Source organism: Bradyrhizobium sp. P3_C3, from assembly GCF_056402655.1.
Genome location: NZ_JBFUGY010000023.1, coordinates 100,004 through 117,256, shown reverse-complemented (window position 1 = coordinate 117,256; position 17,253 = coordinate 100,004). Strand labels below are relative to the sequence as shown.

Genomic DNA, 17,253 nt, shown 5'->3' with positions numbered 1-17,253 from the left:
CCCATGAAGGACAGAGCTTTCCTAGCGACAGACCCAGGCGCCATTGACCAGCACGCGGGCGCACGTTGGTGCCGCGACAGCGGCGCCTACGGCCGCTCCACCGACTACGGCGCGGCGCGTCGTTCGCCGCGCGACGCCGGCGACACTCACTGGGGTCGCTGGTCGCCCTACGCGGGCCTGTGCGCTCTGAACCGAGAATGAAAGACCATCCTCCTCCGACCACTGCACCGAGCCCATGACTGCGCAGGCAATGACGGCGCCAGCTAACCAAAACTTTGTTCCGTGTCGCATGACGTCCTCCGTCCCTTGGCCAAAGTTTTTGCGGATTTCTGTCAGTCGCGTGAGGATGCCGATCACCGTCCCATCCGCGAAACGGGCAGACCAGCCAAGCGGATGCTGTCACTGTGATCGCGAAACAGGGCACGCGATGCACCGAGGAGATAACTCTCCCATCCAGTGGGACACTGCGTGCAAGAACAGACGTTGATCTAGATCAACGTTGACGGTCGCATAACGACCGCGCCAGGTGATGGTCGCGAGCCAATGACCAGATGGAAGCGCGTTCGATCAAGGTCACCAACCCTGGTCGGGAACTGCGATCACCGCCTCAGGCATATCGCCGCGCGAAGAAGACGCAGACGACCACGAGCGCGGTCGCGGCGATCATGTTCCATGCAACCGGCTCGTGCAGCAGGAAGCCGGCGAGCGCGAGACCGAAGAACGGCTGGAGCTGCTGCAACTGACCGACGCGGGCAATGCCGCCGACCGCAAGGCCCCGGTACCAGAAGATGAAGCCGACGAACATGCTGAAGACGGAGACGTAGGCGAGCCCGATCCAGGCGGGCACACCGACGCCGCTCCACGTCGACGGCCATGTCACGATCGCGACCGGCACCATCAGCGGCAGCGCGAGCAGCAGCGCCCAGGAGATCACCTGCCAGCCGCCGAGGCGGCGCGACAGCGCGGCGCCTTCGGCATAACCGAGCCCGCACAGCACGATGGCCGCGACCATCAGGAGATCGCCGGTGAGCGAGGCCGAGCCGTCGTTCGACAGGGCAAAGCCCGCGACCGTGGCGCTGCCCAGCACAGCGAACAGCCAGAACAGCGGCTGCGGCCGCTCGCCGCCGCGCAGCACCGCGAAGATCGCCGTCGACAGCGGCAAGAGTCCGATGAAGACGATCGAATGCGCGGAGGTGATGTGCTGGAGCGCGAGCGCCGTGAGCAGGGGGAAGCCGACGACGACGCCGATCGAGACGATGGTGAGCGAGACGAGATCCTTCCGCCGCGGCCACGCCTGGCGGAGCAGGAAGAGCACGGCCACACCGATCAGCGCCGCGATGACCGCGCGGGCGGACGTCAGAAACAACGCGGAGAAGCCGCCGACCGCCACGCGGGTCGCCGGCAAGGAGCCGCTGAAGATGATGACGCCGAGAAGCCCGTTGCCCCAGCCACTGCCTGCAGATTGCATGTCCGTCTCGCTTCTTGGGTCACGATCATCGGCCGTCGCCGGTGGCGAGACCAGCGACAATCCAGTACAATCCGGCAAAACTGTATGGATATGGAAGGTAATACACCTTGGGCGGCGAGGCACAAACGAAGGGACGGGGCGGGACGCGGACCAGCGACGTGATGGGCGCGATCCGCGCCAAGGTCGCCGCCCGCGCACTCGGTGCCGGCGACCGCCTGCCGTCGATCCGCAGCCTTGCCGCGACAATGGGTGTTTCGCCGTCCACCGTCGTCGAAGCCTATGATCGGCTGGCCGCCGACGGCCTGATCCGCGCCCGTCGCGGCTCGGGCTTCTATGTCTCATCGGCCGTCACCCCGCCGCTGGCGCTGACCGAAGTCGAGCCCCGCCGCGACCGGGAAGTTGATCCGTTCTGGGTTTCCCGACAATCGCTCGACACGGACGATGCCGTACCAAAACCCGGCTGCGGCTGGCTGCCGCCGGAGTGGATGCCGGAGGCGGCCTTGCGCCGCGCCACCCGCGCGCTTGCCCGCACCGACGCGAGCGTTTTGACCAATTACGGCTCGACATCGGGCTCCCCTGCCCTGCGCCGGCTGCTGCTCACGCGCCTCGCCGAAGACGCGATCGAGGCCTCGATCAACCAGTTGATGTTGACCGGTTCAGGCACGCAGGCGACCGACCTGATCTGCCGCTTCCTGCTCCGTCCCGGCGACACCGTGCTGGTCGACGATCCCTGCTACTTCAATTTTCGCGCCCTGCTGCGGGCGCATCAGGCGAAGATCGTCAGCGTGCCCTTTACGCCGTCGGGCCCCGATATCGCGCGCTTCGAGCAGATCCTCGCGGCTGAGCGGCCGCGGCTCTACATCACCAATTCAGCGCTGCACAATCCGACCGGCGCGACGATCTCGCTTCAGACCGCGCACCGGCTTCTGACTGCGGCCGCCGCGCACGACCTCACCATCGTCGAGGACGACATCTTCGGCGACTTCGAGCCGGAGCGCTCGCCGCGCCTTGCCGCGCTCGACGGATTGAACCGCGTGATCCGCATCGGCAGCTTCTCCAAGACGCTGTCGGCCTCGGTGCGCTGCGGTTACATCGCAGGGCGAGCCGACTGGATCGAGCACCTCGTCGACCTCCAGGTCGCGACCAGTTTTGGCGGCCCGAGCCCGGTGGCGACCGAAATCATCGCCAAGGTCCTGGCCGGCGGCAGCTATCGCAAGCACATGGACGAGCTCAGGCAGAAGCTCACGCGCACGCGCCGCGACGTCGCGCGAAAACTTCAGGCGCTGGGTATCGAGCCCTGGCTGATGCCGCGCGGCGGCTTCTTCCTCTGGTGCCGCCTCGCGGGCGGGCAGGATGCCACCGCCGTCGCGCGCGCCGCGCTCGAAGAGGATGTGGTGCTCGCACCGGGCAACGTCTTCAGCGTGTCGCAGACGGCATCGGACCTCCTGCGCTTCAACGTGGCGCATATGAGCGATCCGCGGATGTGGGACGTGCTGCGGCGGGCGCTGAAGGCCAAATGATCAGCGCCTAGTACAACGGCTCCTCATAGACCGGCTCGCCGTCAAGCAGCAGGCGCTTGATGGCGGCGCGGCCTGAGGGGAGTACGGCGGCGACGACGCGCAGCTTCTGCTGGTTGCGGGCTTGCTCGAGCTTCTTGCCCTCGCCTTCGGGCACGAAATAGCTTTCGAGACCGTATTTGATCGCCAGTTTCTCGCAGAAGACGCGCGGGCCTGAGCCGCAGGTTCCGCCGTAATAGGAGACGCGGCCGCGGATCAGCACTTCGGGAGCCGTGACCGTGACGGGCTCGGCATGCACCGAGACGGCCTCGTAGAGACCATTGGCATTCGGCGCGAGCTTGACGAACACGACGGGCTTGCGCTCGGCCGCCGGCTGGCCGGCGAGCGTGCCCGCCGGCAGTTGCGAGATGTCGTAGCGGAGCACGACATAGTCGCCGCGCAGGAGATCGCGGGGATCGACCGGCTGCGTCTGCAAAGTCACCTCGGTACCTTCGCGCAGGATCTGCATGCGATCGGCGACCATCAGCACCAGCAGCGCGCATTGAAGCAGGACGGCGACACCGAACAGCACGGCTTTCGGGATGCGCTGCCAGATTCTTGTCACGGACGCGGTCAACTCCATCATCGCTGGGCCCTCGGCAGCGCGCGATTGAGCGCGGTGGCAAATACGACGGCAACAACACCGGCCGCGGCAAGGAAAGCCGAGCGGCGCAGCAGCGAGCCCTTTACCGCCCAGGTGATGCCCGCGATGACGCCGGCGATCCCAAGCCAGCCGGCGACGATTCGCGGACGCACATCATCGAGCACACCGGAGACGACAAGGCACAGCATGGCGCAGAGCAGCGCGGCGTAAGCGAACCAGGGCTCGCCGGCCGCGGATGCCGGCCAGATCGGCGCCGCGAGCAGGACGAGCCCGATCGAACATGCTGCAAGGATTTCACCTGCACGCCTGGTGATCCCGGCGGACGCAAGCGCGAGGATCACGCCCGCGGCCCCGCACAGGATCGCCCAAAGCGGCTGGGCCGGCACCGTGCTGTTCCGGAAGCGGATGATGTCGTCGACCGTTGTCACCTCCAGGCAAGCGACGGCGGCCAGCGAAAACGCTCCGTAGATCGATAGGACCGTTCCGAGGCGCAGCGCCCTCGGCGACGGCACAGCGGCGATCGCGAGCCCGGCGCCGAACAGCAGGGCGGCGCCGTTCGCGAGCACGAACGACGGCTGGGCACCGTCGAGCTCGAAGCGGAGCGACGTCGCGATCCACCACGGAAGCAGCGCGACCGCGACGAGATGGGCCGCCACGCGGGAATTCCATGCAAGCGCGAGCCCGGCGGCGATGAGCCAGACCGCCACGAACGGAAGATGCAGGACATCAGGCGCATCATAGTTGCGCATGCAGGTCCAGATGCAGGCGGCGGCGAGCGCGACCGCAAGCGCGCCGCGCGATCCGGTCAGCAGTGCGGCGGCAAATGCTCCGATCGACCACAGCAGCATGCCGCCGGCGAAATCCTCGCCGAGATGATACATCTGGCCGACCAGCGCGATGCCCGCGCCGAAGATGACCGCCCCGATGCTCGCGCAGAGATCGGCGAGAACCGTGCGGCCCGTCGCGGCGAACCACGCCCCGAGGCCGCCGGCGACGACCATGCCGGCGATCAGGATCGCGAATCGCAGCAGCCGCGCGATCTCCGTCCAGTGCGCCGCGACGAAGGCGAGGAAGGCGGCTGCGATCAAGAGGCCGCCGACGATGGCAACGACGACTGCGATGTTGATGCCGGGCGAGAGCGGCGGCAGCGCGGTGCGGATGGAGGCGGCCGCCGCCGGCGCGATCACGCCGTCGGCTTCCCACTGCGAAAGATCAGCCTCGAGGCGCTGCCGGTAGGTTTTGTCGAACATCGTCGTGAAACACCTCGCTCCCTGCCGGCTGGCGGGATGCTGTTGGTCGGGCCGCGACGGTAGCAGGTTCAACCTGTCACCGCTCTGGTTGCGGGGGGACCGGGCGCGTGCCCCCGCGCGACAGCGGCTTCGCGTTCACGGTCGAACCGAGTAAGTCACCGGCCGTCATGATGATGACCCGCCACGCAGAAACTGACGAACTCGAGGCAGGACGAGATCGACCGCACTCAGTTCGGCTTCATGGGTCAAGCCGTCCAGGATCACGAGCTGTACTTTGGTCGACAGCAACGCAGTCCCGATGGTCTGCGCGTTCCCGAGCGCAGGAACTTCCATCGCGAACCACGCCCAGCGTCGCCGCCTCGATATCCAGCGTGCGTAGAATATGACATCCGGCGATTCATTGGTCAGATCGTTCAAGCGTAGCCGCGCGCGAATTTTGATTTCACGCAACAATTCATCGCACGTGCTTGGGAATTCGAGCGTCGCAGCGCCCGACGAGAATACGGTGTTCATGACAACCCCAATGAGGCGTCCGACACTCCCGCTATTGCCGAACAAAGGGCTCGTCATCGTTGGCCTTCCCGGATCCCGATCGAAGGACCGTATCGCCGGAAGAAAACGGACAACCTCTCGAAGGGTGAGAGCCTCTTGTGCGGGAAGGCGCCCCTTCGGCACCTGCGCGAGGTTATAAGATCGTCTTCAAAAGGACGCAAGCTGGTCGGGACGGCGGGCCGTGACGACTTTGAACCTTCCGTCCCCAAGTATCGACAGTCTGCCGCAAAGGGATTCGCATGACGCCAACTCACGCACTGACGTCCATCCTTCCCTGCAACGACCTCGACGCCTCGGAGAAATTCTACGCCCGGCTCGGTTTTACGCGCGCGGACGGCGACAAGCCGGAGGACGGTGAGGACAGCTATCGCATCCTCGCCGATGGAAAGGGCGGCCATCTCCATCTCACCGATGCCGTCGAAGGCTGGCTGATCAGAGGCCGCAATCCGTTCGGTCTCTATCTCTACACCGAGGCCGTCGACGAACTCGCGCGAGAGTTTTCGGGCGAGTTGGCCAACGGACAGGGGCCGGAGGACACGCCGTGGGGAATGTACGAGTTTGCGCTGTCGGACCCGGACGAGACCCTGGTCAGGATCGGCTGGCCGTCACGGCTCCGTCAGAACAAGCAAGCTTGAGCGGCGGAGAGGAAGGCCTAGGACGTGGACTCATTAGCGCCGAGCCATAGCCTGATTGAAGCAAGTTGGACGAAGGCGAGATAGTTGGCGGCAAGCTTGTCATAACGCGTCGCCACACGACGGCATTGCTTGATCCTGTTGAAGAAGCGCTCAGTGCGGATGCACGCGGCCAATCGACGTGTCGCAGACGCTCATTTTACGTGGAGTAGCAAGCGCCCAGCGTCTCGATGATGCGGCCCCAGAGACCAGCCCGCCGCCAACGGACGATTCTCCTCTTCTGCGCCCGGATTTATTCCGACTTCGTCGTTGCCCTCTTCATAGTGCTGTCGCGAAGCGATCGGTGGCGCGCACCAGTTGATCGAGGATACCTGGCTCCGACCAAGCATGACCGGCACCCTCGACCAGATGGAATTCGGCTTCAGGCCACGCCCTATGCAGCGCGTACGCATATCGGGCTGGACAGGGCATGTCGTAGCGGCCGTGAACAATGGCTCCCGGGATACCGCGGATGCGGTGAGCGTTGCGCAGAAGTTGCCCATCCTCCAGCCAGCAATCGTGAACGAAATAGTGGTTCTCCAATCGCGCAAACGCGAGCGCAAATTGGTCGTCGCCAAACGATGTCGAGAATGCTGGATTAGGCAGCAGCGTGATCGTTTCGCCCTCCCAAATAGCCCAAGCCTTGGCTGCCTCGAGCTGGATGGCTCGATCGTCGCCCGTCAGCCGGCTGCGATACGCCGCAATCATGTCGCCTCGCTCGCTCAGGGGTATCGGTGCCTGGAACTTTTCCCACTTCTCCGGAAAGATCTCTGAAACGCCGAACTGATAGTACCATTGCAGCTCCGCCTTGGTGACGGTGTAGACGCCACGGAGAACAAGCTCGCTGACGCGGTCGGGATGCGTTTCTGCATAAGCTAACGCGAGAGTCGATCCCCACGAGCCACCGAACACGAGCCATTTGTCGACGCCTGCAAGTTCACGCAAGCGCTCGATGTCCGATACCAAATGCCAAGTCGTATTCGCTTCGAGCCCCGCATACGGAGTTGATTGCCCACATCCTCGCTGATCGAAGAGCATGACATCATATCGATTGGGGTCAAACAGACGCCTATGTTCAGGGGACAAACCTCCGCCCGGTCCGCCGTGCAGGAAGACCGCCGGCTTCGCGCCCGGCGTCCCCACCCGTTCGTAATAAACCCGGTGACCTTCTCCAACGTCGAGGGTACCAGCGCTATAGGGCTCGATGGGTGGGTACATCGACCTCAACTGACTCATACGGCCTCCGTTTGGCACCACGAGGTTCGATTAGCACGCCGCGATCATGGTGGTTTCGGTTATAGGAGCAAAGCGGACGAAGCCACCAGTCACATGTCGCACCGGGTTTATAGGTACACGGCCTAGTTCGCCTTGATGCCTGCCTCGCTGATGAGCTTGCCCCATTTCGTGCTCTCGCTCTGAATGAAGCGGCCGAACTGCTCCGGCGAGGTCGGCGCGGGCTCTGCGCCGAGGGTCCGGATCTTCTCGGCCACCACCGGGTCTTTCAGGGCTTTTGTGAAAGCCTCGTTCAGCCTGCTGATGACGTCCGCAGGCGTGCCTGAGGGAGCAACGAGCCCGAACCAGCCCACGGATTCGAAACCCGCGATGCCACTCTCGGCAAGGGTCGGCACATCGGGCAAGGATGGAAGCCGGCGCGCCGACGAAACGCCGACGGCGTTGAGCTTGCCTTCGAGAATCAGTTGCCTCGATGCGGGGATATCCAGCACCGCGAAGGGGACATGTCCCGCAAGGACATCAACCGCCGCCGGCGCCGTCCCGCGATACGGAACGAGCTCCATGCTGATCCCCGCCTTCTGCGTGAACAGCGCGGCCGTCAGATGCATCGCCGTCGAATTGCCGCCATGTCCGATCGACAGCGCACCGGGCTTTGCCTTGGCGAGCGCGATCGTCTCTGCGGCATTGTGCGCGGGCACGTCCGCGGACGCGACCAGCACAAAGGGAATTTCCGCCAGCAGCGTGATCGGCGCGAGATCCTTTGGGTCGAACGGCATCGACGAATTAAGGTGCGGGTTCACCGTCAGCGCACCCGCCGGCGCAACGCCGAGCGTGTAGCCGTCGGGCTTGGCCTGGGCCACCGCGGCCATGCCGATATTGCCCCCTGCCCCGGCGCGGTTCTCGATCACCAGGCTCTGCTTGAGCTCGGCGGTGACCAGCGGCTCGAGCGCACGGATGACGGTGTCGGCGCTGCCGCCGGGCGGGAAGGTCACGATGATCTTGATCAATTGCTCCGGATAGGCCGCGCGGCCGGCCTCCAGCGGCAACACGGCGAAAGTCGCGGCCGTCAGCGCGGCCAGAATGCGGCGCCTTGCAACGTGAAACAATTTCTCCTCCCCCATTACGTATTCTTGTTTGTAGGCACGACCAGGCTGCCGTGCCGTCGGCAGGCAGCCTGCTATTCGATCACGCCGCAGCACCAGTGATGCGCGCAAGCAGGCCTTCTGGATTTTCGGGCGCGGCCTGCCCGCGCCAGGCGATGTGCTGGTCGGGTCGTGCCAACACGAGCTTCTCGGCATAGGCCCCGTTCGCCTCATCCGACGCGATGTCGACCAGCGCAAGCGGCATGCCGCGCTGTTCTGCGGCAGAGAGCAGCCGCGCCACATCGATTGCCGGGTCAAGCCGCAGCAACGTGTAGCCTGCTCCGAAAGCGTCGTAGAGCGATCGTCCGTCGCGCAGGAACACATGCGGCGCCCTAGCGCCCGGCACGGTGGAGGGCGTAAAGCTTCCCATCGCGTAGGCCGGCGGGGTTTCGCCGTCATAGGCGATGATCGGCGAGGCATCGTAGTAGTAGCCGAAGTTGAGGCCCGCGCAGCAATATTGCTGCACGTTGAGATCGTAGGCCGCCCTGGCAAGCGATGCGCGCGCCGCCTGGCCGCGCGGCGTGTCGTCCTCGATCTCCGCGGACACGCCGCCGCGCTGCGCCATCATCTTCATCGCATGGTCCATTGCAAAGCGCGACACCTGGTCGGTGATGGGCTGACGCTCCGCCTCATAGGCATCGAGGATCGCAGCCGGCGCCCATCCGTTCAGATGCGCCGCCAATTGCCAGCAGAGATCGACGGCATCAGCGATGCCCGCATTCATGCCGTAGCCCGCGTAGGGCATCCACAGATGCGCGGCGTCGCCGCAGATGAAGACCCTGCGGTCGCGGAAGCGATCGGCCACCAGCCGGCGCCCGACCCAGTCCTCCTTGCTGAGGATTTTGTACTCGAACCGCTCGTCGACGCCGAGAATGGCACGGATCGACCAGTCGCGGTCGACCGAGTCGAACTCAGGCTCGTCGGGCCTCAGATGATTATGGATCAGCCAGCGGTCGTGGCCGTCGATCGCAACCGTCGTGCCGGAGCGTCGCGGGTTGAGCGAGAGCACCATCCAGGCCGGCTTGTGCGCGCCCATCAACTCCTTCAGTTGCGGCGCCTCGATGAAGGTCGATTGCACCCGCTGGATCACCGGCGTGCCGGACAGGCTGGCGCCGATCGATTTGCGGACGAGGGAGCGGCTGCCGTCGCACCCGATCACGAAGTCGGCTTCGATGCGGAGCGCGTTTCCACTGTCGAGGTCGCGACCCAGCGCGACCACACGATCGTCGTCCTGCTCGATATCGATGATTTCCGTGCGCGCCAAAATGGTGATGCGCGGCTGAGCGGCGGCGTGGCTGAACAGGATCGGTTCGAGATAGACCTGGTTGATCCGGTGCGGCGGCTCGGGCGTCGGCCACCAGGTGTCGGGGCCGCCGGTGGCGCTGTAGCGGCGCGCGCGCGAGGGAATGTCGATACGGCAGAGCTCGATGCCGGTCGCCGTGGTCCGGTAGGAGCAATCGTTCGGGAAGTCCGCGGGCAGGCCTGCGTCGCGGAGCTTTGCGGCGACGCCGAGCCTGCGAAAGATTTCCATCGAGCGCGCCGAGACGTGATTGCATTTGACGCTGGGCGGATCGCCGGCGTGGCGGATCTCCGCAACGACGACGTCGATCCCGCGCGAGGCCAGATCCATGGCCGCGGTCAATCCCACGGGCCCGGCGCCCACGACCAGCACCTGTGTCCTCATGCTCGTTTCCATCCCCTTGCATCATCGCGGATTCGTTGCCCGCGCAGCATGCATTTTATTGCAGGCTGTCTTATGCGATAAGTCGGAAAGAACTCATCAATTCATGAGCTTTTCCGATGAATGTCACCTTGCGACAATTGCGGGCCTTCACCGGCGTGTATCGCACGCGCAGCATCACGCGGGCCGCGCGCGAGCTGGGCATCACGCAATCGGCCGCGAGCCTCCTGATCCAGCAGCTCGAAGTGCAGCTCGGTGTCAAACTGTTCGACCGCTCCACGCGTTCGGTGCAGCCGACGCTGGCCGCCGACGAGGCGTTTCACGCCGCCGAACGCATGTTGAGCGATGCGCTGGGCCTGTCACGGCGCATGCATGACCTCGCGCAGGCGCGAGCCGGCCGCGTCGCGTTCGTCGCGTCGGCGGGTGCCGCTTCGGCACTGCTGCCGCAGGTTCTCGCGAAGTTCCGCGCGGCCCACCCCGAGATCGACATCGACATGCGCGACGTCGCCGCCGACGATCTCGTTCCGCGCCTGATCGCAACCGATGCCGAGTTCGCGATCGGCAGCGTCGAGGGTGAGTTCGCGGAGATGACGATCGAGACGCTGACCCGCGGGCGGCTGAGCGCGATCGGCCGTCGCACCGCCGACTTCGCCGCGCGGCGCGCGCTGACATGGGATGAGCTGGCGCAGCTCCCGACCATCGCGATGCGGCGCGAGACGCGAATCCGCATGCAGATCGACCAGGCCCTCGGCGCGCAGGGCAAGCACCTTTCTCCGACCTATGAGGTCACGCTGATCAACACCGCGCTCGCCATGACAGCCCAAGGCCTCGGCCTCGCCATCCTCCCCGCAACGATGCTGCCGGCCGACCAATTCCCGACGCTGATCGCAAGACCTCTGATACGCCCGGCGATCACCCGCCCGGTGTCGCTGCTGCAGCGTCAGGGACGCACGCTGTCGCCGGCGGCGCAGGCGTTTGTGACGACGGCTCGGACGGTGCTGGCGGGGCCGTGATTAACGCCGCAGGCCGCTGCTCGGGCTACTCCGCGAGATTATGCTGCTGCCAGCGCAGCAGATAGGCCTGCAATCGCCAGATCAACGCGGACAGCGCAACACCGACCAGCATCAGCACAACGACGGCGACCATCATTCCCGATGCCTCCGCGCGCGCCTCGGATTCGATGATCAGGCGCCCGATTCCCCGTTCCGCACCGATGAACTCGCCGACGATCACGCCGATCAGGGCGAAGGAGATCGCAGGCGTCAGCGAGGCGAAGACCCAGGCCATGGTCGAGGGGATGACCACGGTGCGGGTGATCTGCCACTCGCTGGCGCCGAGCAGCCGCGCCGCGTTGACAAAGCCCTCGTCGATCGAGCGCGCCCCTTCGAACGTGTTAAAGAACACCAGGAAGACGACCACGATCCACGACGTGACGATCTTCGAGGTATCGCCGATGCCGAAGGCCAGCACGATGATCGGCGCCAGCGCGATGCGGGGGATCGAATTCACCGCCGTGATGAACGGCTGGAAGATCGCGCTGAGCCGGTCCGAACGGCCCAGCACGAGGCCCGCCGCAAAGCCGCTGCTGACGCCGGTGACGAAGCCGAAGAACGTGTTCTTCAGGGTGACGGCGGTCGCGATCCAGAGATTGTTCTCGGATCGCGCCATGCAGCGGGCGAATTCACCATTGAACCAGCCGTTGAACACGCCGAGCTTGGACTTGAGGCAGCTCAGGATCAGGAAGTGCTCGAAGATGTCGGACGGCTTGGACACGAAATAGGGGTCGAGCAGATCCGGCACCAGCCAGGGAAGGCGGCCGTGCAGATCGTACCCCCACTGCCAAATCGACAGGAAGCCGACGCAGATCAACATCTGCCAGGCCAGGGTTCTGCCGGGGCGGCGCGCTCGCCTCATGGCTTGCGGCCCTTGATGAATTCCTCGCCGAGCGAGTGCCAGATCAGCTGAAACAGCTCGGCATAGCGCGGCGTCTCCCGGATCTTCACGGCATTGCGTGGGCGGGCGAAATCCACCTCGAAACTCTCCTTGATCCGGCCCGGCCGCGCGGAAAACAGAATGATGCGGTCTGCCAGCGTCAGGGCCTCGCCGAGATCATGGGTCACGAACAGCACGGTCTGCTGCTCGCGTTCCCAGATGCGCAGCAGCACATCGTGCATGTCGATCTTGGTGTGGGTGTCGAGCGCACCGAACGGCTCGTCCATCAGCAGAACCTGCGGCTCGACGACCAGCGTTCGCATCAAGGCGGCGCGCTGGCGCATGCCGCCCGACAGCGCCGAGGGATAGGCATTGTCGAAATCCTGCAGCCCGGCTTGCATCAAGCAGGCACGGACACGATCCTTTCGCTCCGCCGCCGGGACACCCGCCAGTTCGAGGCCGTAACCGATGTTGTCGGCGACGGTGCGCCAGGGAAACAGGGTGTCGCGCTGGAACACATAGCCGACATTGGGCGTCGCCTGTCCGGGGACGACGGGCGTACCATCAATCAGTATCTGACCGCTGGTCGGCTTGACCAGGGTTGCGATCATGTTGAGGACGGTACTCTTGCCCGAGCCGGATGGCCCCAGCAGGGCGACGAATTCGCCGCGCCGGACATTGAAGGAGACGTCGCGCACGGCCTCGATGGCCGTACCCGCCAGCTGGAAAGTCTTGCACAAACCGCGCACGTCGATGCGCCGCATCTCAGGCGGCGCATCGACGTGCGGCGTGTGTAAAGCCTGGATCGTCAAGCCGGATAGGCCTTGCGTGCCGCTTCGATGAAGCTGGTGTTGACGACGTCGGCCATCGCGAGCGGCTTGATGCCGGTCATTTCACGGAACCAGACCTTCTGGCCGCGCGCGAAGCTGGCGGCATCGATGATGCCTTCGTAATCGGTGACCTTCTTCATGACGCCGCTGTCGAAAATATTCGCATCGCGCGACGTGCTTCCGACGTAAGGCTCGATCATATCGTAGATCTCTTCGGGAGAGTGCCCCTTGATCCACAGGGTGGCGCGCCACAGCGCCGTGACGAACGCCTGCATCTTCGGTGGGTCCTTGTCGATGGTCGCCTGCAGCGTGAAATGAGAGGTCACCGGGACCTTGCCGCCGATATACTTGGCCCAGACCGCCTCGTCCGTTCCATCGAACAACAGTGCGCCCCAGCCCTGTTCCACCGAATCCTTCAGGATCGATGGCGAGTTGATGAGAACATCGACCTGCTTCGTCTTCAACGTGCCCATCATGGTATCGACATTGCCGGTGCCGATCCAGGTCACCTTGTCGTCCAGTCCCATGGTTTCCATGTAATAGGACGCCCAGACGTGGTTGGTGCCGCCCAGCGACGACACCGAAACGATCGGCTTTCGTCCGTCAGGCCGCTTCCACTTCGCCAGCGCCTCCAGAGTGGTGATGCCCTGGTCGAACAGATCCTTGCGGATAATGAAGATCGCGGCGTTGCTGCGGGTATCGACCGGCATCAGGACCCGCGCGCTGCGGCCGTGATTGCTGAGCTGCATCGGGTGGGTGATGTCGCCGATACCGATATCGCCCTGGGACGACGCGATGATCTCGCGCGTCTTCACCCCGCTGCCGCCCTGGATCAGCTTGCAGTCGAGGCCGGCCTCCTTGAAGAAACCGGCCCGGTCGGCGACGAATTGAGACTGATAGACCGGAATGGCCACCGGATAGATCACGCGGCCCGACGGGGTATCCGCCCATGCCCGCCCTGCCGCCATGGACGCACCGGCGCCGGCGACGATCGTCAACGCGGCCCGTCTGGTGACCCGAGTTCTCATCACGCGTGCTCCCTCTCCTTGCCGACGACCTTGTCGAGCGCGTTCAGAACCGCATCGCCCATCTCCTGGGTCGAAAGTCTTTTTGCGCCGGGTTCGGCGATATCGGCCGTTCTTGCGCCGGCAGCCAGCGCCGTATCCACGGCCTTCTCCAGCAACGTGGCATCATCGGGCCGATTGAGGGTGATGCGCAACATCATCGCGACGCTGAGGATCGAGCCGAGCGGATTGGCGATGCCCTTGCCCGCAATGTCAGGCGCGCTGCCGTGGACCGGTTCATAGAGCGCCTTGCGGCGGCCCAGCCGGTCCGGCGGCCCGAGCGAGACCGACGGCAGCATGCCCAGCGAACCCGAGGCCATCGCGGCGCAATCGGAGAGGATGTCGCCGAAGATGTTGCAGGTCACCATGACGTCGAACTGCGACGGCGCCCGCACGATCTGCATGGCGGCGTTGTCGACATAGAGGTGCGTCAGCTCCACATCGGAGAATTCCGCTTGATGCAGCGCGGTGACCTCCTCGCGCCACAGCACGCTGGTTTCCAGCACATTGGCCTTGTCGACGGAGCAGACCCGGCCCTTGCGGGTCCGTGCCAGTTCGAACGCGGTTCGCGCCACCCGGCGAATCTGGCTGGTGGTGTATTGCTGGGTATTGAAACCGCGGCGCTGGCCATCGGGTAGCGTTTCGATGCCGCGCGGCTCGCCGAAATAGATGCCGCTGGTGAGCTCGCGGATGATGATGAAGTCGACATCCTTCAGCACCGCGGCCTTGAGCGGCGCGGAATCCGCCAGCGCCGGGTTGGCGACGATGGGCCGGAGATTGGCATAGAGGTCGTATTTGCTGCGCAGCGATAGCAGGCTCCCCGCCTTGCGCGCTGCCGGAGGGACCTCAGTGGTTTCGGGGCCGCCCGTCGCGCCCCAGAGTATCGCGTCGGCCTCCTCCATCGCCTCGACGGTGTCATCGGGCAACACCTTGCCCGTCGCCAGATACGGGATGAGTCCGTATTGCGCTTCGCGCAGAGCCACGGGAATGGCGCGCCTCGCCGAAAACCATTTGAGAATGTGGTGGGACTGGTCGGTCACTTCAGGACCAATGCCTTCACCGCCGACCACGGCGACCTTGATCATGTTCGAGAGCGTGTTCATGCCAATTGTCCTGCCTGATGTCCTGCAAAGTGAATCCACGGCCGCGCGTCGCGGTCGGATGCCTGGAATGCGCGGATCTCGTGGTCGCGCCGCAACGTCAGCGAAATCTCATCTAAGCCTTCGAGCAGACCCGCGCGCCGGCGCGGATCGATCTCGAAGACGTGCCGCACGCCCGATGGCGAGGTGACGGTCTGCTCCTGCAGGTCGACACTGACGCGCCCCGCGCCCTGGCTCGCTTCGATCTCCGCGGCGAGGCCATCGATGACGGCCTTGTCCAGCACGACAGGCAGGATGCCGTTCTGGAAGCAGTTGGCGAAGAAGATGTCGCCGAAGCCGGATCCGATGATGGCGCGGATGCCCATTTCCTGCAGCGACCACACCGCCGCCTCCCGCGACGAGCCGCAGCCGAAATTCGGACCCGTGACCAGGATCTCCGCCGCGCGATAAGGCTCGCGATTCAGGATGAACTCCGGATTGTCCGAGCCATCGGGCAAATAGCGGAGCGATCCGAACGCCCATTTGCCGAGAGTGCCGCGGACGGAATTTCCGATCATGCGGTTGATGCTGATGATGACGTCCGTATCGACATTGGTGCGCATGATCGGCGCGGCCGTCGCGGTCAGTTTGGTGAAGGCTTGCGGCATCTAGCGCTCCATCGTTCGGACGTCGGCGATGGCGCCGGACACCGCCGCCGCCACGGCCATGGCCGGACTTGCCAGATGAGTGCGGGCACGCGGCCCTTGCCGGCCAATGAAATTCCGGTTCGATGTCGACACCGAACGCTGGCCGGGCGGCACGGTTTCACCGTTTGCGGCAAGGCACATCGAGCATCCGGGCTCGCGCCATTCAAAGCCCGCGTCGATGAAGATCTTGTCGAGCCCCTCGGCCATCGCATCGCGCCTGATGGTCTCCGACCCCGGCACGACCCAGGCGCGCACGCCCGGCGCAACCTTGCGGCCGCGCGCGACTTCGGCCGCGGCGCGCAGATCGCTGAGGCGGCTGTTGGTGCAGGAGCCAATAAAGACCCAATCCACCGGCGTGCCGGCGATCGGCGCACCGGGCTTCAGGCCCATATAGTCGAGCGCGATCTCGATCGCGCCGCGGCGCGCGGGATCGGCAATGTCCGCGGGATCCGGAATGCGGCCATCGACACCGAGGACGTGTTCGGGACTGGTGCCCCAGGTGATCTGGGGGATGATGGTTCCGACGTCGATCGACACCTCGCGATCGAACATTGCGTCGCTGTCGCTCCGCAGCGTCCGCCACGCCGCGACGGCCTGCTCCCACATCTCGCCTTGCGGCGCATAGGGACGGCCGCGGATATAATCGAACGTCGTCTCATCCGGCGCGATCAGACCCATCTTGGCGCCGAGCTCGACCGACAGATTGCAGATGGTGAGCCGCCCTTCGATCGGCATGTCCCTGATCGCACTGCCGGCATATTCGACGGCATAGCCGGTGCCGCCGGCGGCGCCGACATGGCCGATCAAAGCGAGGATGAGGTCCTTCGCCGTCACGCCGAACGGCAACCGGCCGTCGAACGTCACCCGCATGGTTTTCGGCCGGCGCTGGATGATGGTCTGGGTCGCCAGCACATGCGTGAGCTCGCTGGAGCCGATGCCGAAGGCGAGCGCGCCGAGCCCGCCATGGGTGCAGGTATGGCTGTCGCCGCAGACGATCAGGCAGCCGGGCAGACTGAGGCCGAGCTCCGGCCCAATGACATGGACGATGCCCTGCCCCGGCTGGTCGAGGTCGAACAGCCGGATGCCGCTGGCGGATGTCTCGGTCCGCAGCGCCGCCAGCAGCTCCCACCCGGTCTTGATCGTGCCCGCACGCCCGGACGCCGTCGAAATCGCATGATCCGGCGTCGCGAAGGTCAGTTCGGGATTGTGGACCGGAATGTTGCGGCTTTTGAGGTTGATCAGGCCGGCGGAGCCGCCGAGGTCATGCAACAAGTGGCGATCCACATGAAGCAGATCGGTATCATCGCTGATCCGGGCGATGACATGCTGGTCCCAGATTTTGGCCAGCAGCGTGCGGCCACGCGTGTCCACGATCCGTCCTCCCCTGTTCGGCATCTGATGTGCCGTGTTGCCGCCGATCATGCCGACCGGCAGCGACCTTGGAAAGCAGGATAGAAGTCCGTCGCGGAAATGTGCAGTGACGG

General features: G+C 65.0%; 16 protein-coding genes and 1 pseudogene. 3 read left to right on the top strand and 14 right to left on the bottom strand.

Going from position 1 to position 17,253, the window contains the following annotated elements; translation table 11 throughout:
• Positions 1-607: 607 nt before the first annotated feature.
• Positions 608-1,468: a DMT family transporter gene (locus AC1DW2_RS25070; protein ID WP_477007346.1), complete on the bottom strand. Its 861-nt coding sequence runs from the start codon at positions 1,466-1,468 to the stop codon at positions 608-610.
• Between the two features lie 161 nt (positions 1,469-1,629).
• On the opposite strand from AC1DW2_RS25070, the gene AC1DW2_RS25065 reads away from it, so the two are divergent.
• Complete coding sequence (locus AC1DW2_RS25065; protein ID WP_477007361.1) at positions 1,630-2,988, top strand: aminotransferase-like domain-containing protein; 1,359 nt, start codon at positions 1,630-1,632, stop codon at positions 2,986-2,988.
• 7 nt (positions 2,989-2,995) lie between these two features.
• On the opposite strand, the gene AC1DW2_RS25060 is transcribed toward AC1DW2_RS25065, so the two are convergent.
• The 3 genes from AC1DW2_RS25060 to AC1DW2_RS25050 all read right to left on the bottom strand — a co-directional run bounded on the left by AC1DW2_RS25060 (position 2,996) and on the right by AC1DW2_RS25050 (position 5,391).
• On the bottom strand, positions 2,996-3,610 hold the full coding sequence (locus AC1DW2_RS25060) for a GDYXXLXY domain-containing protein (RefSeq protein ID WP_166058015.1): 615 nt from the start codon (positions 3,608-3,610) through the stop codon (positions 2,996-2,998).
• Entirely contained in the window at positions 3,607-4,878 is a 1,272-nt protein-coding gene (locus AC1DW2_RS25055) for a DUF2157 domain-containing protein (RefSeq protein ID WP_477007345.1), read from the bottom strand. Before AC1DW2_RS25055 ends, AC1DW2_RS25060 begins: the two co-directional genes overlap by 4 nt.
• A 165-nt stretch (positions 4,879-5,043) precedes the next feature.
• Complete coding sequence (locus tag AC1DW2_RS25050) at positions 5,044-5,391, bottom strand: hypothetical protein (protein ID WP_477007344.1); 348 nt, start codon at positions 5,389-5,391, stop codon at positions 5,044-5,046.
• 278 nt (positions 5,392-5,669) lie between these two features.
• On the opposite strand from AC1DW2_RS25050, the gene AC1DW2_RS25045 reads away from it, so the two are divergent.
• Positions 5,670-6,065, top strand: coding sequence for a VOC family protein (locus AC1DW2_RS25045; RefSeq protein ID WP_477007343.1), 396 nt, complete (start codon positions 5,670-5,672; stop codon positions 6,063-6,065).
• A gap of 17 nt (positions 6,066-6,082) precedes the next feature.
• Here the strand turns inward: AC1DW2_RS25045 and AC1DW2_RS25040 are convergent.
• The 4 genes and pseudogenes from AC1DW2_RS25040 to AC1DW2_RS25025 form a co-directional block, all read right to left on the bottom strand.
• A pseudogene (locus AC1DW2_RS25040) lies at positions 6,083-6,223 on the bottom strand (IS5/IS1182 family transposase); the annotation flags it as partial.
• Positions 6,224-6,380: 157 nt separating this feature from the next.
• Entirely contained in the window at positions 6,381-7,337 is a 957-nt protein-coding gene (pip, locus tag AC1DW2_RS25035) for a prolyl aminopeptidase (RefSeq protein WP_477007342.1), read from the bottom strand.
• Positions 7,338-7,459: 122 nt separating this feature from the next.
• Positions 7,460-8,440 (bottom strand): Bug family tripartite tricarboxylate transporter substrate binding protein, encoded by a 981-nt coding sequence (locus AC1DW2_RS25030; protein WP_477007341.1) that lies wholly within the window; start codon positions 8,438-8,440, stop codon positions 7,460-7,462.
• Positions 8,441-8,519: 79 nt separating this feature from the next.
• Positions 8,520-10,160, bottom strand: a complete 1,641-nt coding sequence (locus AC1DW2_RS25025; protein ID WP_477007340.1) for an FAD-dependent oxidoreductase — start codon at positions 10,158-10,160, stop codon at positions 8,520-8,522.
• Positions 10,161-10,276: 116 nt separating this feature from the next.
• Between AC1DW2_RS25025 and AC1DW2_RS25020 the strand changes: the two genes are divergently transcribed.
• Positions 10,277-11,170, top strand: coding sequence for a LysR family transcriptional regulator (locus AC1DW2_RS25020; protein WP_477007339.1), 894 nt, complete (start codon positions 10,277-10,279; stop codon positions 11,168-11,170).
• A gap of 25 nt (positions 11,171-11,195) precedes the next feature.
• Here AC1DW2_RS25020 and AC1DW2_RS25015 read toward each other — a convergent pair whose 3' ends face one another.
• Genes AC1DW2_RS25015 through leuC form a run of 6 tightly spaced genes read right to left on the bottom strand, consistent with a single transcriptional unit; the run spans position 11,196 to position 17,164 of the window.
• The gene (locus AC1DW2_RS25015) at positions 11,196-12,071 is read right to left on the bottom strand and encodes an ABC transporter permease (protein WP_028158517.1); all 876 of its coding nucleotides are present in this window, start codon (positions 12,069-12,071) and stop codon (positions 11,196-11,198) included.
• A complete protein-coding gene (locus tag AC1DW2_RS25010; protein ID WP_477007360.1) occupies positions 12,068-12,853 on the bottom strand; it encodes an ABC transporter ATP-binding protein in 786 nt (261 codons plus the stop codon). The genes AC1DW2_RS25015 and AC1DW2_RS25010 overlap by 4 nt, the downstream gene beginning before the upstream one ends.
• A 44-nt stretch (positions 12,854-12,897) precedes the next feature.
• Positions 12,898-13,947, bottom strand: coding sequence for an ABC transporter substrate-binding protein (locus AC1DW2_RS25005; RefSeq protein WP_477007338.1), 1,050 nt, complete (start codon positions 13,945-13,947; stop codon positions 12,898-12,900).
• Complete coding sequence (gene leuB / locus AC1DW2_RS25000; RefSeq protein WP_477007337.1) at positions 13,947-15,086, bottom strand: 3-isopropylmalate dehydrogenase; 1,140 nt, start codon at positions 15,084-15,086, stop codon at positions 13,947-13,949. The genes AC1DW2_RS25005 and leuB overlap by 1 nt, the downstream gene beginning before the upstream one ends.
• Positions 15,083-15,730: a 3-isopropylmalate dehydratase small subunit gene (gene leuD, locus AC1DW2_RS24995; protein WP_354178968.1), complete on the bottom strand. Its 648-nt coding sequence runs from the start codon at positions 15,728-15,730 to the stop codon at positions 15,083-15,085. Before leuD ends, leuB begins: the two co-directional genes overlap by 4 nt.
• Positions 15,731-17,164, bottom strand: coding sequence for a 3-isopropylmalate dehydratase large subunit (gene leuC, locus AC1DW2_RS24990; protein ID WP_477007336.1), 1,434 nt, complete (start codon positions 17,162-17,164; stop codon positions 15,731-15,733).
• Positions 17,165-17,253: the final 89 nt, after the last annotated feature.

What these genes read in the sequence shown, in the direction of transcription:
- AC1DW2_RS25070 (WP_477007346.1), bottom strand. Translation starts at nt 1,468, where the DNA reads ATGCAATCTGCAGGCAGTGGCTGGGGCAACGGGCTTCTCGGCGTCATC.
- AC1DW2_RS25065 (WP_477007361.1), top strand. Translation starts at nt 1,630, where the DNA reads ATGGGCGCGATCCGCGCCAAGGTCGCCGCCCGCGCACTCGGTGCCGGC.
- AC1DW2_RS25060 (WP_166058015.1), bottom strand. Translation starts at nt 3,610, where the DNA reads ATGATGGAGTTGACCGCGTCCGTGACAAGAATCTGGCAGCGCATCCCG.
- AC1DW2_RS25055 (WP_477007345.1), bottom strand. Translation starts at nt 4,878, where the DNA reads ATGTTCGACAAAACCTACCGGCAGCGCCTCGAGGCTGATCTTTCGCAG.
- AC1DW2_RS25050 (WP_477007344.1), bottom strand. Translation starts at nt 5,391, where the DNA reads ATGAACACCGTATTCTCGTCGGGCGCTGCGACGCTCGAATTCCCAAGC.
- AC1DW2_RS25045 (WP_477007343.1), top strand. Translation starts at nt 5,670, where the DNA reads ATGACGCCAACTCACGCACTGACGTCCATCCTTCCCTGCAACGACCTC.
- pip (WP_477007342.1), bottom strand. Translation starts at nt 7,337, where the DNA reads ATGAGTCAGTTGAGGTCGATGTACCCACCCATCGAGCCCTATAGCGCT.
- AC1DW2_RS25025 (WP_477007340.1), bottom strand. Translation starts at nt 10,160, where the DNA reads ATGAGGACACAGGTGCTGGTCGTGGGCGCCGGGCCCGTGGGATTGACC.
- AC1DW2_RS25020 (WP_477007339.1), top strand. Translation starts at nt 10,277, where the DNA reads ATGAATGTCACCTTGCGACAATTGCGGGCCTTCACCGGCGTGTATCGC.
- AC1DW2_RS25015 (WP_028158517.1), bottom strand. Translation starts at nt 12,071, where the DNA reads ATGAGGCGAGCGCGCCGCCCCGGCAGAACCCTGGCCTGGCAGATGTTG.
- AC1DW2_RS25010 (WP_477007360.1), bottom strand. Translation starts at nt 12,853, where the DNA reads ATGCGGCGCATCGACGTGCGCGGTTTGTGCAAGACTTTCCAGCTGGCG.
- AC1DW2_RS25005 (WP_477007338.1), bottom strand. Translation starts at nt 13,947, where the DNA reads ATGAGAACTCGGGTCACCAGACGGGCCGCGTTGACGATCGTCGCCGGC.
- leuB (WP_477007337.1), bottom strand. Translation starts at nt 15,086, where the DNA reads ATGAACACGCTCTCGAACATGATCAAGGTCGCCGTGGTCGGCGGTGAA.
- leuD (WP_354178968.1), bottom strand. Translation starts at nt 15,730, where the DNA reads ATGCCGCAAGCCTTCACCAAACTGACCGCGACGGCCGCGCCGATCATG.
- leuC (WP_477007336.1), bottom strand. Translation starts at nt 17,164, where the DNA reads ATGCCGAACAGGGGAGGACGGATCGTGGACACGCGTGGCCGCACGCTG.